The organism is Micromonospora sp. NPDC049366 (genome assembly GCF_044466625.1).
In the GTDB taxonomy this organism is placed as follows: Bacteria; Actinomycetota; Actinomycetes; order Mycobacteriales; family Micromonosporaceae; genus Micromonospora.
The window spans coordinates 62286-77992 of sequence record NZ_JBITMV010000008.1 but is presented as its reverse complement, the minus strand read 5'-3'; the positions used below and the strand labels follow the sequence as shown (position 1 = coordinate 77992).

The 15707-nt window shown below is 73.2% G+C and carries 10 protein-coding genes and 1 pseudogene; 2 read left to right on the top strand and 9 right to left on the bottom strand.

Features of this window, described 5'->3' with window-relative positions; genetic code table 11:
- Positions 1-61: 61 nt before the first annotated feature.
- Positions 62-1573 carry a deoxyguanosinetriphosphate triphosphohydrolase family protein gene (locus ACIBTV_RS13600; RefSeq protein WP_396704575.1) on the top strand — a complete coding sequence of 504 codons (1512 nt, stop codon included), beginning with the start codon at positions 62-64 and terminating at the stop codon, positions 1571-1573.
- Positions 1574-1613: 40 nt separating this feature from the next.
- Here ACIBTV_RS13600 and ACIBTV_RS13595 read toward each other — a convergent pair whose 3' ends face one another.
- The 7 genes from ACIBTV_RS13595 to ACIBTV_RS13565 all read right to left on the bottom strand — a co-directional run bounded on the left by ACIBTV_RS13595 (position 1614) and on the right by ACIBTV_RS13565 (position 9686).
- Complete coding sequence (locus ACIBTV_RS13595; RefSeq protein WP_396704573.1) at positions 1614-2762, bottom strand: MBL fold metallo-hydrolase; 1149 nt, start codon at positions 2760-2762, stop codon at positions 1614-1616.
- Positions 2763-2874: 112 nt separating this feature from the next.
- Positions 2875-3870 carry a serine hydrolase gene (locus tag ACIBTV_RS13590; protein WP_396704571.1) on the bottom strand — a complete coding sequence of 332 codons (996 nt, stop codon included), beginning with the start codon at positions 3868-3870 and terminating at the stop codon, positions 2875-2877.
- Between the two features lie 98 nt (positions 3871-3968).
- Entirely contained in the window at positions 3969-4910 is a 942-nt protein-coding gene (locus ACIBTV_RS13585; protein WP_396704569.1) for an SDR family NAD(P)-dependent oxidoreductase, read from the bottom strand.
- Entirely contained in the window at positions 4907-6091 is a 1185-nt protein-coding gene (locus ACIBTV_RS13580) for a zinc-dependent alcohol dehydrogenase (protein WP_396704567.1), read from the bottom strand. The genes ACIBTV_RS13585 and ACIBTV_RS13580 overlap by 4 nt, the downstream gene beginning before the upstream one ends.
- A gap of 159 nt (positions 6092-6250) precedes the next feature.
- Positions 6251-7018: a succinate dehydrogenase/fumarate reductase iron-sulfur subunit gene (locus tag ACIBTV_RS13575; protein ID WP_091589833.1), complete on the bottom strand. Its 768-nt coding sequence runs from the start codon at positions 7016-7018 to the stop codon at positions 6251-6253.
- Positions 7015-8952, bottom strand: coding sequence for a fumarate reductase/succinate dehydrogenase flavoprotein subunit (locus tag ACIBTV_RS13570; RefSeq protein WP_396704565.1), 1938 nt, complete (start codon positions 8950-8952; stop codon positions 7015-7017). Before ACIBTV_RS13570 ends, ACIBTV_RS13575 begins: the two co-directional genes overlap by 4 nt.
- A gap of 2 nt (positions 8953-8954) precedes the next feature.
- Positions 8955-9686, bottom strand: coding sequence for a succinate dehydrogenase cytochrome b subunit (locus ACIBTV_RS13565; protein ID WP_396704563.1), 732 nt, complete (start codon positions 9684-9686; stop codon positions 8955-8957).
- A 35-nt stretch (positions 9687-9721) separates the two neighbouring features.
- Here ACIBTV_RS13565 and ACIBTV_RS13560 point away from each other — a divergent pair, with 35 nt between their 5' ends.
- Positions 9722-10651, top strand: a complete 930-nt coding sequence (locus ACIBTV_RS13560; RefSeq protein ID WP_396704561.1) for a LysR family transcriptional regulator — start codon at positions 9722-9724, stop codon at positions 10649-10651.
- A 41-nt stretch (positions 10652-10692) separates the two neighbouring features.
- On the opposite strand, the pseudogene ACIBTV_RS13555 reads toward ACIBTV_RS13560, so the two are convergent.
- Both ACIBTV_RS13555 and hrpA read right to left on the bottom strand, forming a co-directional pair.
- Positions 10693-11232: pseudogene (locus ACIBTV_RS13555) on the bottom strand (DUF998 domain-containing protein); the annotation flags it as partial.
- A 232-nt stretch (positions 11233-11464) separates the two neighbouring features.
- Positions 11465-15520 carry an ATP-dependent RNA helicase HrpA gene (hrpA, locus tag ACIBTV_RS13550; RefSeq protein ID WP_396704559.1) on the bottom strand — a complete coding sequence of 1352 codons (4056 nt, stop codon included), beginning with the start codon at positions 15518-15520 and terminating at the stop codon, positions 11465-11467.
- Between the last annotated feature and the right edge of the window lie 187 nt (positions 15521-15707).

Below are 15707 nucleotides of genomic sequence, written 5' to 3'. Positions count from 1 at the left end.
ATCTCGATCCGCCTTCGGGAGTGGTTTCCGCCGAGCATTGTGCCGGGTTAGCGTGGCGATCATGGAACCACCTGTGGAGCCGCGTGTCCGGCGGCTCTTCGGCGGCAGCGCCCGCACGCTCGGCGACCTCGCGGCCGACCCGTTCCGCTCCGACCGGGACCGGATCGTGGGCTCGCCGTTCTTCGCCCGGCTCGGCGGGGTCACCCAGGTGATCAGCCCGGTCGGGTCCGGCCTGCTGGTGCACAACCGGCTCACCCACAGCCTGAAGGTCGCCCAGGTGGCCCGGGCGATCGCCGAGCGGCTCATCGCCGACGAGGACCGGCGCGCGCTGCTGGACTCCCTCGGCGGCTGCGACCCGGACGTGGTGGAGGCCGCCGCGCTCGCCCACGACCTCGGCCACCCGCCCTTCGGGCACCTGGGTGAGCGGGTGCTGGACCGGCTGGCCCGGCAGCGGCTCGGCCTGCCCGACGGGTTCGAGGGCAACGCGCAGTCGTACCGGATCGTCACCAGCACCGAGATCCGCGGTGCGGCCACCACCGGCCTGGACCTCACCGCGGCGGTACGGGCGGCGATGCTCAAGTATCCGTGGACGCGGCTCGACCATCCGGACCCGCACCCACGGCTGCTGGACCCGCCGCCGCGCGGGGCGAGCGTGCCGCCCGACGACCCGGAGAGCGGCTCGTCGAAGTTCGGGGCGTACCGCACGGAGATCGACGACCTGCGGCAGGCCCGGGAGCCGTTCGCCGGCCGCATCCCCGACTGGCAGCAGACCGTCGAGGCGTCGGTGATGGACACCGCCGACGACATCGCGTACGCGATCCACGACGTGGAGGACTTCTACCGGGTGGGGGTGCTCCAGCAGGGCGCGGTCTCCGCCGAGCTGACCGCGTGGCAGCGGGAGGCCGGCCAGTTCCGGGCGGTCACCGACCGCGCGTTGGACACCGCGGCCCGCCGGCCCGGCGCCGCGATCGAACGGCTGCGCCGGCAGCTGCACCGCAAGGACGCCTGGGTCGCCGACGACGACGCCTTCGCCGCCGCCGTCGAGCACGTCCGGGCCGAGCTGGCCGAGGGGCTGCTCGCCGTGCCGTTCGACGGCTCGATCGAGGCCGAGCAGTACGTGGCCCGGTTCTCCGCGCGCTGGTCCACCCGGTTCGTCGAGGCGGTCACCGTGACCGCGCACCCGTCGGTGCGCTCCGGCTACGTGCTGCTCGCGCCGGCGCAGTGGCACGAGGTGCAGGTGCTCAAGTTCGTGCACCACCGGTTCGTGCTGGCCCGCCCCGACCTCGCCCTGCACCAGCGTGGGCAGGCCCGTCTGCTGGGCACCCTGGTGGAGGCGCTCTGGGAGTGGCTGCTCGACCCGGAGGAGGAGTCCCGGCTGCCGCGGCGGCTGCACGACCTGGTCGAGCTGGCCGAGGCGGAACTGCATCCCCGCACGCCGGACCGGATCGGTCGGGCCCGCGGGCGGGCGATCATCGACTTCGTCGCGCAGCTCACCGACGGCCAGGCGGTGGCCCTGCTGGACGCGCTCTCCGGTCGGTCCGGCGCGCTCTGGACGGACGCGTTCGTCCTCTGACAGCCCGCCGACGCCCTCGTCCGCGGGCCCCGCGCCGGTCTCAGGCCACCGACTGCCACCAGCCGTCGACCGCCGGCGGGTCGTCCACGACGACCCGTTCGCCCGGCCGGGGTACGGCGATCCGCACGTCCCGGGCCTTCGCCTCGGCCCAGAGCCGGTCCACCGGCTCCGCCCAGTCGTGCAGGGCCAGGTTGAACGTCGCCCAGTGCACCGGGACGAGCAGAGCGCCACGCAGGTCGAGGTGGGCGGTGACCGCCTCCTCCGGGTACATGTGGATGCTCGGCCAGGCCCGGTCGTACGCTCCGATCTGCATCAACGTCACGTCGAAGGGCCCGTGCTCGGCGCCGATGGCCGAGTAGCCGGCGAAGTAGCCGGAGTCGCCGGTGTAGAAGACCTTGCGGTGGGCACCGGCGATGACCCAGGAGCTCCACAGTGTGCCGTCGCGGCGCAGCCCGCGACCGGAGAAGTGCTGCGCGGCGGTCGCGATCAGCTCCAGCCCGGCCACCCGGTGGCTCTCCGACCAGTCCAGCTCGACGATCCGCTCCTCGGGCACACCCCAGCGGTCGAGGTGCGCGCCGACACCCAGCGGCACCACGAACGGGGCGGACTGGCCGTCCAGCAGGGCCCGCACGGTGGGCAGGTCGAGGTGGTCGTAGTGGTCGTGGGAGATCAGGATCGCGTCCAGCGGCGGCAGTTCGTCGAGGCGCACCGGCGGCTCGTGCAGCCGGCGGGGGCCGACCAGCGCGGACGGCGAGCAGCGCTCACTCCACACCGGGTCGAGCAGCACCCGGCGACCCTCGATCTCGACCAGCGCCGAGGCGTGGCCGTACCAGACGATGTTGAGTTCCCGGGCCGGGTCGACCTCGGGGGGCGTCCCGGTCGGCCGCAGCAGCGGCACCGGGCTGCCCGGGCGGCGCTTCTGCTTGCCGAAGAGCAGCTCCCAGGCCAGGTTGCGCCCCGGCTCGGCGAGGGTGGACCGGACGCCGGCGACGTTGTGGAAGGTGCCGTCGCGGAACTGCGGCGACCGGGCCGCCCGCTCGGCGCGACGCCCGACCAGCCGGCCGCCCAGCGCCAGCGGTATGTCGCGGGCCACCCAGGCCAGCCCGGCGAGCGCGGCCACGCCGGCCAACCCACCGAGACGCCGGCCGAGGCGCCGGTCCTGATCCGGTCGTTCCGCTGATCCGCGCATCGTGGTCCCTCCGGCTCGTCCCGCATACACCGTAGTCACCGGGCGCCGCCGCGCTCCGGGGAACCCGGCGCGCGGCGGCGGTGAGAGGCCCGATCGGCGGGGCCGGCCCGGGTCAGCCCCCGTTGCTGGGCCGCTGCCGGGTCAGCCGGTGGCGGGCACCCGCGCCGGCCAGGCGGGACGTGGCGTCCAGGAAGACCCGGCCGAGGCGGGCCCGGGCCTGCACCGCCGGATGGGTGGCGCCGAAGTTGTCCGGGTCGGCCTGGCCGTCGGCGAAGAGCGCGTACGTGAGCAGCGGCGCGCCCGCCGGGTCGAAGACGATGCCGGCCTCGTGCCGGGCGGTGCCGAACCAGCCCGCCTTCGTGGCGACCCGGGCGCGCTCGGCGGACGACATCTCCCGCCGGATCCCGTCGGTGAACGCGATCGGGGAGCGCAGCAGGTCGAGCAGGAACGCGGTGGAGGCGGGGGAGAGCAGCGTGCCGGCCACCAGGGCGCGCAGCAGCTCGTGGGTCTCCCGGGGGGTGCTGGTGCCGAGGAAGAACCGGTTGGGGTTGGCCACCGGCTCCACCTGCGTGTTCGGGAAGTCCTTGGCGACCAGAATGGCGTTCAGCTCGGCGGCCGGGCAGACCAGGCCGCAGAGGCGTACGGCGGTGTCGTCGGAGACGGTCAGCAACGCCGCGAGCGCGTGCCCGAGCGTGACCGAGCTGGGGTAGGCGTTGTCGAGGCTGAAGATGCCGTCGCCACCGGGCACCACGATCGCGGCGGTCACGTCGACCCGCTGGTCCAGCGTGAGCAGGCCCCGGTCGACCTTGTCGAGCACGGCGGTGGCGACCGCGATCTTGTTGACGCTGTACGCCTCGATCCGCAGGTCGGGATCGTCCGCCACGGCCACCACGGGGTCGCCGCCGGCGCTGCCGGCCACACTGACGTACGCCTGCCAGTTGCCGCCGGCCCGCGTGGTCTCCCGCTCGTAGACCCGGGCCACCCGGCGGGCCACCTGCTCCGGGGTGGCGGCGGGCACCTCGGCCTCGGCGGACGCCGGGGCGGCGGTGCCGAGGACGGTGCCGGCGGTGGCCACCGTGCCCAACCCGAGCGCGGTCCTGCGGTTCACCCTGATAGTCAATCGTCTCTCCCGTCGTGGTGCGCCGGAGAGTTCTCCGGCCCACCACCCTAGGCGAACCGATCGACGTCGGTGATCCCGTCGACGGGTCACCGGACGGGGCGCCGGACCAGCGCGCCGACCTGGCCGGGCAGGTTGCCGGCGGCCCGCAGCACCCGCCCGAGGTCGGGCAGCCAGCCGCCGTGTACGGCCTCGCTGGTCGGGTCCGGGGCGAAGACGACGCCGTCGTGCGGGTCGACGGCCGCGTCCAGCCCCAGGCGTCGCATGAGTGGGCCCACCAGGACGTCGTAGACCCCGGGCAGCAGCGTGAAACCGGCCCGCATCAGCCCGTTGAGCGGGCCCACGGACACCTCGCGGCGGGGGTGGTCGGCGCAGTCCAGGATGGCCCGGGCCACCCGCTTCGCGGAGGCGATCGGCGGCGGCGGGCGGCCGACCTGGCCGGCGTGGTTGGCCGCCCGCTGGTAGATGGGGGTGTCGACGCTGCCGGGGCTGACCAGGCAGACGTGGATGTCGGCGTCGTCGCGCAGCTCCTGCTGGAGGGTCCGGACCAGCCCGGCCAGTCCCCACTTGGCGGTCGCGTAGCTGCTCAGGTAGGGCGCGGTGATGTGCCCGAGCACCGACCCGGTGATGATCAGCGTGCCCGCCGAGGTGGCCCGGAAGTGGCGCAGGGCCACCCGGGTCGCCTCGGCGACGGCCAGCAGGTCGGTGCGGACCACCTGGTCGAAGACCCGGGCGGGCAGCTGTTCGAACCGCCCGTACGCGGTGACCGCCGCGGTGTGCACCCAGACGTCGATCCGGCCGAACCGGTCGACGGCCGCGTCGGCCAGCGCCTCCAGGGCCCCGGGGGTGGTGACGTCGGTGGGCACGGTGAGCACCTCCGCGCCGACTCGCGCACACTCGTCGCGTACGTCGGCGAGGGTGCGCGGGGCGCGGGCGGCGAGGACCAGACGGTCGCCGCGCTCGGCGAACGCCCGGGCCGCGGCGCGCCCGATTCCGCTGGTCGCGCCGACGAGCACCACCACCCGACTCACGGCGCGAGCACCACCTTGACGCAGCCGTCCCGCTTCTGCTGGAACATCTCGTACGCCTCGGGCGCCTGCGTCAGCGGCATCCGGTGGGTGCGCAGGTCCTCCACGCACAAGGGGTCGTCGTCGCGGTCGAGCAGCGGCAGGATCTCGTCGACCCAGCGGCGGACGTGGCACTGGCCCATCCGCAGCTGGATGCCCCGGTCGAACATCTCCATCATCGGCATCGGGTCCTGCTCGCCGCCGTACACGCCGGAGAGCGAGACGGTGCCGCCCCGGCGGACGGCCTTGAGGGCGGCGTGCAGCACGCTGAGCCGGTCCACGCCGGCCCGGTCGATCATGTTCTGGGCGACCCGGTCGGGCAGCAGGCCGACGGCGGCCTGGGCGAGTTTTCCGGTGGGGGAGCCGTGCGCCTCCATGCCGACGGCGTCGATCACCGCGTCCGGGCCGCGGCCGTCGACGAGGTCGACGAGCGCGCCCGGGACGTCGTCGAGCTCCCGGACGTCGAGGACCTCCACGCCGTGCCGACGGGCCAGCTCCAGGCGTTCCGGGACGAGGTCGAGGCCGATGACCCGGTCGACGCCGAGGTGCCGGGCGACGCGGGCGCAGAACTGGCCGACCGGGCCGAGACCGAAGACGGCCAGGGTGCCACCGGGTGGGGTGTCCGCGTACTTCACCGCCTGCCAGGCGGTGGGGAGGATGTCGGAGAGGTAGAGCCAGCGTTCGTCGGGGCCGGTCGCGGGGACCACGATCGGGCCGAAGTCGGCGTGCGGCACGCGCAGGTACTCGGCCTGCCCGCCGGGGACGGAGCCGTAGAGCGAGGTGTAGCCGAACAGGGCGGCGCCCTTGCCCTGGCCGCGTACCTGGGTGGTCTCGCACTGCGCGTAGAGCTGCCGTCGGCACATCCAGCAGCTGCCGCAGGCGATGTTGAACGGCACCACCACCCGGTCGCCGGGCTTGAGGCGGGTCACCGCGGAGCCGACCTCCTCGACGACCCCCATCGGCTCGTGGCCGAGGATGTCACCCGGCTTCAGGTACGGCCCGAGCACCTCGTACAGGTGCAGGTCCGAGCCGCAGATGGCGGTGGAGGTGATGCGGACGATCGCGTCGGTCGGCTCCTCGATCCTCGGGTCGGGCACCTCCTCCACCCGTACGTCCCGCCTGCCCTGCCACGTCAAAGCCTTCATGTCCGGTTCCCTCCGCTGGAGTTCTCCTCCCGGCTGCTACCCGCGTGGGGGGAGTTGAACCGGGCGGGGCCGCAGACGCTGCGCGGCGGCGGGGGCCCGGATGCCGACGGGCCGCCGCCCCCTCGTGGGGTGCGGCGGCCCGTCGTCCGGCCTGGGCGGTCAGGAACCGGGGGTGTTGTCGCTGCGCTTCGTGGTGGTGGCCGCGAGGAAGTCGCGGTTGAGGCGGCCGATGGTGTTCAGCGGGATGCCCTTCGGGCAGGCCACCGTGCACTCGCCGGCGTTGGTGCAGCCGCCGAAGCCGGCCTCGTCGTGCGCGTCGACCATGCCGATCACCCGGGTGTAGCGCTCCGGCTGGCCCTGCGGCAGCAGCGAGAGCTGGGTGACCTTGGCGGCGGTGAACAGCATGCCGGAGCCGTTCGGGCAGGCCGCCACGCAGGCGCCGCAGCCGATGCAGGCCGCCGACTCGAACGCCGCGTCCGCGTTGGCCTTGGCCACCGGCACCGAGTGGGCCTCCGGGGCGCTGCCGGTCGGCGCGGTGATGTACCCGCCCGCCGCGATGATCTTGTCGAAGGCGCCCCGGTTGACGACCAGGTCCTTGATGACCGGGAAGGCCCGGGCACGCCACGGCTCGATGTCGATCGTGTCGCCGTCGGAGAACTGCCGCATGTGCAGCTGGCAGGCGGTGGTGCCGCGCTGCGGCCCGTGCGCCTGGCCGTTGATCATCATGCCGCACATGCCGCAGATGCCCTCGCGGCAGTCGTGGTCGAAGGCCACCGGGTCCTCGCCGGCGAGGATCAGGCGCTCGTTGAGCACGTCGAGCATCTCCAGGAACGACATGTCGGGCGACACGTCGTCGACCTGGTAGGTCACCATCCGACCCTTGTCCTCGGGGCCGGTCTGGCGCCAGATGCGCAGGGTCAGGTTCACTTGTAGCTCCGCTGCGTGGGGTGGACGTATTCGAACTTCAGGTCTTCCTTGTGCAGCACCGACGGCTGGCCGGTCGCGGTGTACTCCCACGCCGCCACGTACGAGAAGTTCTCGTCGTCGCGCTGGGCCTCGCCGTCCTCCGTCTGGTGCTCGGCGCGGAAGTGGCCGCCGCAGGACTCCTCGCGGTGCAGGGCGTCGATGCACATCAGCTCGGCCAGCTCGAAGAAGTCGGCCACCCGGCCGGCCTTCTCCAGCGACTGGTTGAGCCCGTCGCCGTCGCCCAGCACCCGGACGCGCTGCCAGAACTGCTCGCGCAGCGCGCGGATCTCGTCGATCGCCTTGCGCAGGCCGGCGTCGCTGCGCTCCATGCCACAGTGTTCCCACATGATCTGGCCCAGCTCGCGGTGGAACGAGTCGACCGTCCGGTCGCCGTTGACGGCCAGCAGCCGCTGGATCCGGTCCTCCACGTCGCGACGCGCCTCGACGGCCGCCGGGTGGCTGGCGTCGACCTTCTCGAACGGGCCGGCCGCCAGGTAGTTGGCGATGGTGTTCGGGAGCACGAAGTAGCCGTCGGCGAGACCCTGCATCAGCGCGGACGCGCCGAGCCGGTTGGCGCCGTGGTCGGAGAAGTTGGCCTCGCCGATCACGAACAGGCCGGGGATGGTCGACTGGAGGTCGTAGTCGACCCACAGCCCGCCCATCGTGTAGTGCACGGCCGGGTAGATCCGCATCGGCACCTCGTACGGGTCCTCGCCGGTGATGCGCTCGTACATCTCGAAGAGGTTGCCGTACTTGGCCTCGACGGCCTTGCGGCCGAGCCGGCCGATCGCGTCGGCGAAGTCGAGGTAGACGCCGAGCCCGCCCGGGCCCACGCCCCGCCCCTGGTCGCAGACGGCCTTCGCGGCGCGGGAGGCGATGTCGCGGGGCACCAGGTTGCCGAAGGAGGGGTAGATCCGCTCCAGGTAGTAGTCCCGCTCGTCCTCGGGGATGTCCTTCGGGTTGCGGTCGTCGCCCTTGGCCTTCGGCACCCAGACCCGGCCGTCGTTGCGCAGCGACTCGCTCATCAGGGTCAGCTTCGACTGGTGGTCGCCGGAGACCGGGATGCAGGTCGGGTGGATCTGCGTGTAGCACGGGTTGGCGAAGTACGCGCCCTTGCGGTGCGCCCGCCAGGTGGCCGTGACGTTGCAGCCCTTGGCGTTGGTGGAGAGGTAGAAGACGTTGCCGTAGCCGCCGGAGGCGAGCACCACCGCGTCCGCGAACTCGGTGGTGATCTCACCGGTGACCAGGTCCCGGACGACGATGCCGCGGGCCTTGCCGTCGACGATGATCAGCTCCAGCATCTCGTGCCGGGAGTTCATCTCGACGTTGCCGAGGCCGATCTGCCGCTCCAGGGCCTGGTACGCGCCGAGCAGCAGCTGCTGGCCCGTCTGGCCCCGGGCGTAGAAGGTGCGCTGTACCTGGGCGCCGCCGAAGGAGCGGGTGTCGAGCAGGCCGCCGTACTCGCGGGCGAACGGCACGCCCTGCGCCACGCACTGGTCGATGATGTTGACCGAGACCTCGGCCAGCCGGTGCACGTTCGACTCCCGGGAGCGGAAGTCGCCGCCCTTGACGGTGTCGTAGAAGAGGCGGTGCACCGAGTCGCCGTCGTTGCGGTAGTTCTTGGCGGCGTTGATGCCGCCCTGGGCGGCGATCGAGTGCGCCCGGCGCGGGCTGTCCTGGTAGCAGTAGGACTTGACCCGGTAGCCCTGCTCGGCGAGCGTGGCGGCGGCGGAGCCGCCGGCCAGGCCGGTGCCGACGACGATCACCGTCATCTTCCGGCGGTTCGCCGGGTTGACCAGCTTCGCGTCGAAGCGGCGACGGTCCCAGCGGGTCTCGATCGGGCCGTCGGGAGCCTTGGCGTCGGCGATCGGGTCGCCCTCGGTGTAGAGATCCATGATCAGGCCACCAATCCGGTGAGTACGGCGAACGGGACCACCAGGTAGCCGGCGCAGAGGGCGACGGCGAAGATCAGCGCGGCGGTACGGGCGCGACGCTCACCCTTCGGGGTCTGCTGACCGAGGCTCCGGAACGCGCTGAAGGCGCCGTGACGCAGGTGGAAGCCGAGCGAGACGATCGCCAGGGTGTAGAAGAGCGTGACGTACCAGCGCTCCGGCGCGAAGTCGGCGACCACGTTGGAGTACGGGTTGCTCGGGTCGCCGACCGGGTTCAGGTGACCGGTGGTCAGGTCCAGCAGGTGGTAGATCACGAAGAGCAGGATGATCACCCCGCCCCACCGCATGGTGCGGGCCGCGTAGCTGCCCTGGACCTTCGCGCGGTGCGCGTACCGGACCGGGCGGGCGGCTCGGGCGCGCAGCGCCAGCGCGGTGGCGGCGGCGATGTGCCCCACCACGGCGACGACGAGGACGGCCCGCAGGATCCAGAGGAACCAGACGCCCGGCAGCAGGGGCTTGCCGATGTCGCGCAGCCAGTGCGCGTAGTGGTCGAACGAGGTCTCCCCCGTGAACACCTTCAGGTTGCCGAGCATGTGTGCGATGAGGAACAGCACCAGGATGATGCCCGTCACCGCCATGACGGCCTTGAGACCGACATTGGAACGGATGGGCGACCGCGCTCTCGTGACTACCACAGAGCCGACGCTAGGAGCAGTTTGATCAGTCGTCCAATGCATCGACCTCGCAGTCTTGATAGCCGTAAGCTATGTAGATGCAGCTCCATCAGCTGAGGTACTTCGTGGCGGTGGCCGAAGTACGACATTTCACCCAGGCGGCCGACATCGTCGGCATAACCCAGCCCTCGTTGAGTAAGCAAATTCACGCCCTGGAGGCCGACCTCGGGGCCCCGCTCTTCGAACGGGTAAGGGGCAACATCGCCCTCACCACCGCCGGTGAGGTCCTCCTGCCGTTGGCCAAGCGGATCCTCGCCGACGTCGACACCGCCACCCGGGAGGTGCAGGAGCTGGTGGGGCTGCGGCGGGGCCGCGTCCGGCTCGGCGCCACCCCCAGCCTCGCCACCTCGCTCGCCCCGCCGGTGCTGCGTCGCTTCCGGGACGCGCACCCCACCGTCGACCTGCGGGTCGAGGAGGGCGGCTCGCAGGACCTCGTCCGCGACCTGCTCCGCGGCGACCTGGACCTGGCGCTGATCATCATGCCGGCCCAGGGCACCGACCCCGGCCTGCGCGCCGACCCGATCCTGCGGGAGAGCCTGGTGGTGGCCTCCGTCGCCGAGCTGCCGGCCGCCACGGTCACCGGGCAGCTGCGCATCACCGACCTGCGCGACCAGCCGATGGTGATGTTCCGGGAGGGCTACGACCTGCGCGACGCGACCCTTCAAGCCTGTCGGGAGGCCGGCTTCGAACCGACCATCGCCGTCGACGGCGGCGAGATGGACGCCGTGCTCAGCTTCGTCGAGGCGGGGCTGGGCATCGCGCTGGTGCCCGGCATCGTCGTCGCCCGCCGGCCGGGCGTGCGGATCACCCGGCTCGCCCCACCGGGCGTCACCCGCACGATCGCGGTCGCGCGGCGCCGGGACGTGGTGCCCACCCACGCCGGCCGCGAGCTGCGCCGCATCCTCCTGCAGTACGTCCGGGACGCGAGCACCGACGGTGAGCTCCCGCCCGGCGTCGAGCCGCTGTAGGCGCCGCTGCCCCGGGCGCTCCGCCCGAGCCGGGCGACGACCAGCAGCACGCCGATCTCGCCGAGGCAGACGAGCCGTTCGAGCAGCCCCACGTACGGGCGCAGGGGCGAGCCCACCAGGTAGGCGGCCACGAACGGGACCATCGCGACCGCGCAGGCGGCGGCGCCCGCCACCGCCGCCCGGGCGAGCCGCCCCGGGTGTCGTACGGCGGTCAACAGCGCGCCGACCGGCAGGCCGGTCAGGGCCGCGACGGCCGCCCAGCGGTGGATGTCGCCGGTGGTCGTCATGGGCACGCCGATCGGGTCGCGCGGGAAGACGACGAGCACCGCCAGGCCCACGCACCAGGCGGCCAGCCCGGCCCGCCCCACGGTGGCCGCCAGCCGGGCCCACCCGGCGGACCGGGACGGTCGCAACGCCGGCGCGAGCAGCAGGGCCGACCCGGCGGCCAGGGCGAGCACCGCGACGTTGAACAGCCAGCCGTGGCGGGACAGCGCGTAGTCGCTGACCGTCTCGCGTACCGGGTGGACCGGCTGCCCCGGGGCGTGCAGGACGCCGAACAGGAGCAGCGCCAGCCCGGTCACCACGAGACCGGCGACGCGGACGCCGGCGCGGGCCGGCCCGGGCGCGGCGACGTGGTCAGGGATGGACGCGACGGTCGCGGGGGCGGTGGGCACCAGCGGTTCTCCTCACCCGGCGGCACGCCCGGTCGACGTGCGAGGGCGAGCGTCTTCCCCCTCCGCCCGGCGCCACACCACCCGGGGCCGCCGCGCCGGCCGGATCAGGGCCGCCGGGCGCGGCGGGCGGCGACCCGGCTCAGCGGCCCTCGGCCTCGTCCATCGCCCGGTAGATGCGCTGCTCCGACACCGGGTACGGGGTGCCCAGCGCCTGGGCGAACACGTTCACCCGCAGCTCCTCGATCATCCAGCGGATCTGCCGGACGGCGGCCTCCTGCCGGCGGGCCGGCGACAGCGCGGCGAGCAGCTCCTGGTACTCCTTCTGCACCACGGCGATCCGGTCCTGCTGCTGCCGGTCCCGCTGCGGGCTCTGCGGCAGCCGGTCCAGTCGCCGCTCGACGGCGGTCAGGTAGCGCAGCAGGTCGGGCAGCCGGGCGTAGCCGGTCTCGGTGAGGAAGCCGGCGTGCACCAGGCCGGTGAGCTGGGCGCGGATGTCGGCCAGGGCGGCCACCACGGCCAGGTTCTGGGTGCGCCCGAGCCGCTGCTCCACCGCGTACGCGGCGGCGAGCACCCGCCGCGCCCGCTCCATCACCTCGACGACCGTGTCCACCAGGTCGGCCCGGACCCGCTCGCGGAGCGCGGCGAAGCCGTCGGCGTCCCAGGCGGGACCGCCGGCGTCGGTGATGAGCTTGTCGATCGCCGCGCCGGTCGCGTCCTCGATCAGCGCCTGCACGCCGCCGTGCGGGTTGCGGGACAGGGCGAGCTTCGCCTCGTTCGACAGCCGCCCCTGAAGGAACTTCGCCGGTGACGCCACGGTCGACCGCAGCAGCCGACGGGTGCCCGCCCAGTGCGCCGCCTCCGCCTCGGCCGCCGAGTCGAAGATCCGTACGCCGGCCGTCGTGCCCTCGTCGACCAGCGCCGGGTACGCGGTCACCGCGTAGCCGGCGCGCACCTGCTCGACGGTGCGGGGCAGCGTGCCGATGCTCCACTCGCGCAGTCCGGTGCGGGCCACGTCCGGCGCGGCGGCCGCCACCACCTGCCGTACCTCCTGCTTGAGCCGGCGTTGCAGCGCCGGCAGGTCCTTGCCCTCGGCGACCGGCTTGTCGTCCTCGCCGAGGACGCGGAACGTCACCCGCAGGTGCGGCGGCAGTTTCGTCACGTCCCACGCGTCGCGGGGCACGGTGACGCCGGTCATCCGACGCAGTTGGCGGGTGAGCGCGTCCAGCAGCGGCTCCTCGCCGGCCGGCATCGCCGCGAGCGCGGCCCGGGCGTAGTCCGGCACCGGGACGAAGTTGCGTCGCACCGCCTTCGGCAGCGACCGGATCAGCGCGACGACCAGCTCCTCCCGCAGGCCGGGCACCTGCCAGTCGAAGGTCTCCGCGGGCACCTGGTTGAGCAGCGGCAGCGGGATGTCGACGGTCACCCCGTCGGTCGCGGTGCCCGGCTCGAAGCGGTACGTCAGCGGCAGCGCGACCCCCTCGGCGCGCCACTCGTCGGGGTAGTCCGCCTCGTCGACCCCGCCTCGGCCGCTGTTGGTGAGCAGCTCACGGGTGAAGGTCAACAGGTCCGGTCGCTCCCGGCGGGTCGTCTTCCACCAGGCGTCGAAGTGCCGGCCGGAGACCACGTCGGCGGGGATCCGCCGGTCGTAGAAGTCGAAGATGGTCTGGTCGTCGACGAGGATGTCCCGCCGCCGGGCGCGGTGCTCCAGCTCCTCGATCTCGCCGAGCAGCCGCTGGTTGTCCGCCCAGAACCGGTGGTGCGTCTGCCAGTCGCCCTCCACGAGGGCGTGCCGGATGAACAGCTCCCGGGACAGCGCCGGGTCGATCCGCCCGAAGTTCACCTTCCGGGACGTCACCAGCGGTACGCCGTAGAGGGTCACCCGCTCGTACGCCATCACCGCCGCCTGCTTCTTCTCCCAGTGCGGCTCGCTGTAGCTGCGTTTCACCAGGTGCTGGGCGAGGGGTTCGACCCACTCCGGCTCGATGCGGCCGTTCACCCGGCCCCACAGCCGCGACGTCTCGACCAGCTCGGCGGCCATCACCCAGCGCGGCGGCCGCTTGGCCAGGGCCGAGCCGGGAAAGACCGCGAACCGGGCGCCGCGGGCTCCCAGATACTCGTTCTTCTGCGCGTCCTTGAGCCCGATGTGGGAGAGCAGGCCGGCCAGCAGCGACTGGTGGACCTTCGGGGTGTCGATCTCCTCCGGCAGGTCGGCGGTCGGTCCGCGCCGGCCGCCGTCGGCCGCGGCCTCCGTGGCGTCGCGCCGGCCGCGTCGCCCGTCGCCCTGTTCCGGCGTACGCAGCACCTGCCGCAGCTGGCTGACGATGTCCTGCCACTCCCGCACGCGCAGGTAGTTGAGGAACTCGGCCTTGCACATCCGCCGGAAGGCGCTGGACGACAGCTCCCGCTGCTGCTCCCGCAGGTGCCGCCACAGGTTGAGCAGGGCGACGAAGTCCGACTCCCGGTCGGCGAACCGGGCGTGCGCCTGGTCGGCCTGGGCCTGCTTCTCGGCGGGCCGTTCCCGGGGATCCTGGATCGACAGGGCGGCGGCGATCACCAGCACCTCGGTGGCGCAGCCGTTGCGCTCACCCTCGACGACCATCCGGGCCAGCCGCGGGTCGACGGGCAGCTGGGCCAGCCGGCGTCCCAGCGGGGTGAGCCGCTTCGCCGGGTCGGTCTCGGTCGGGTCCAGCGCGCCCAGCTCGTGCAGGAGGTTGACGCCGTCGGTGACGTTGCGCCGGTCCGGCGGGTCGACGAACGGGAAGGCGGCGATGTCGCCGAGCCCGATCGCGGTCATCTGGAGGATGACCGACGCGAGGTTGGTGCGCAGGATCTCCGGGTCGGTGAACTCGGGGCGGGACAGGAAGTCCTGCTCGTCGTAGAGGCGGATGCAGATGCCGTCCGAGGTGCGGCCGCAGCGGCCCTTGCGCTGGTTGGCCGACGCCTGCGAGACCGGCTCGATGGGCAGCCGCTGCACCTTGAGCCGGCTGCTGTAGCGGGAGATGCGGGCGGTGCCGGGGTCGACGACGTACTTGATGCCGGGCACGGTCAGCGAGGTCTCCGCCACGTTGGTGGCGAGCACGACCCGCCGGCCCCGGTGCGGGGCGAAGACGCGGTGCTGCTCGGCGGTGGACAGCCGGGCGTACAGCGGCAGGATCTCGGTGTCGCGCAGCAGCGGCTTGTTCTGCACGAGCCGGCCGAGCGCCTCGGCGGTGTCCCGGATCTCCCGCTCGCCGCTGAGGAAGACCAGGATGTCGCCGGGGCCCTCGGCGGCCAGCTCCTCGACCGCGTCACCGATCGCCTGGATCTGGTCGCGGACGTTCTCCTCGTCCTCGCCGTCGTCCTCGCCCTCGGTGACCTCGACCAGCGGCCGGTAGCGCACCTCCACCGGGTAGGTCCGGCCGGAGACCTCGACGACCGGCGCGGGGACGCCCTCGGGGTGCTCCTCGGTGGCGGGGCCGGCGAAGTGGCGGGCGAACCTGTCGGTCTCGATGGTCGCCGAGGTGATGATCACCTTGAGGTCGGGGCGGCGGGGGAGCAGCTGCCGCAGGTAGCCCAGGATGAAGTCGATGTTGAGGCTGCGCTCGTGCGCCTCGTCGATGATCAGGGTGTCGTACTGGCGGAGCATCCGGTCGGTCTGCAACTCGGCCAGCAGGATGCCGTCGGTCATCAGCTTCACCAGGCTGCGGTCGCTCACCTGGTCGGCGAAGCGCACCTTGTAGCCGACGACGTCGCCCAGCTCGGTGCCGAGCTCCTCGGCGATGCGGTCGGCGACCGTACGCGCCGCCAGCCGCCGGGGCTGCGTGTGCCCGATCAACCCGTGCACGCCGCGCCCCAGCTCCAGGCAGATCTTCGGCAGCTGGGTGGTCTTGCCGGAGCCGGTCTCACCGGCCACGATCACCACCTGGTGGTCCCGGATCGCGGCGGCGATGTCGTCCTTGCGCTCGCTCACCGGCAGGCCGGCCGGGTAGGTGATCACCGGCACCGCCGCCCGCCGCGCGGCCAGCCGCTGCTCGGCCCGGTCGACCTCGGCGGTGATCTCGGTCAGCGCCGCCGCCCTCCGCTGCGGGTCGCGCAGCTTGCGGACGCCGTCCAACCGCCGCTGAAGGCGGCGCTGGTCGCGGAACATCAGGGGGCTGAGGCGGCGGTGCAGCTCGCGGACGGGATCCGTCGCGGCGGGTGCGGCTGGATTCTGCATGTCGTCGCCAAGATTAGTCCGCGGCTCCGGAGCCGCCTCCTGGTTTATCGCGGGCCCGCTCGCGCCCGGCTGTCCCGACCCTGCCTGCTGTCCCGACTCTGCCCGGCTGTCCCGACCCTGCCCGGCTGTCCCGACCCCAGGCCGGGGCGGACTAGAGTTGCCGGCTACCTGAGCCGATCACGGGGGA

Bases quoted from the DNA above. Each gene is read 5' to 3' on its own strand.
- ACIBTV_RS13595 (WP_396704573.1), bottom strand. From the start codon at position 2,762: ATGCGCGGATCAGCGGAACGACCGGATCAGGACCGGCGCCTCGGCCGG.
- ACIBTV_RS13570 (WP_396704565.1), bottom strand. From the start codon at position 8,952: ATGGATCTCTACACCGAGGGCGACCCGATCGCCGACGCCAAGGCTCCC.
- ACIBTV_RS13560 (WP_396704561.1), top strand. From the start codon at position 9,722: ATGCAGCTCCATCAGCTGAGGTACTTCGTGGCGGTGGCCGAAGTACGA.
- ACIBTV_RS13565 (WP_396704563.1), bottom strand. From the start codon at position 9,686: ATGCATTGGACGACTGATCAAACTGCTCCTAGCGTCGGCTCTGTGGTA.
- hrpA (WP_396704559.1), bottom strand. From the start codon at position 15,520: ATGCAGAATCCAGCCGCACCCGCCGCGACGGATCCCGTCCGCGAGCTG.
- ACIBTV_RS13580 (WP_396704567.1), bottom strand. From the start codon at position 6,091: ATGAAGGCTTTGACGTGGCAGGGCAGGCGGGACGTACGGGTGGAGGAG.
- ACIBTV_RS13600 (WP_396704575.1), top strand. From the start codon at position 62: ATGGAACCACCTGTGGAGCCGCGTGTCCGGCGGCTCTTCGGCGGCAGC.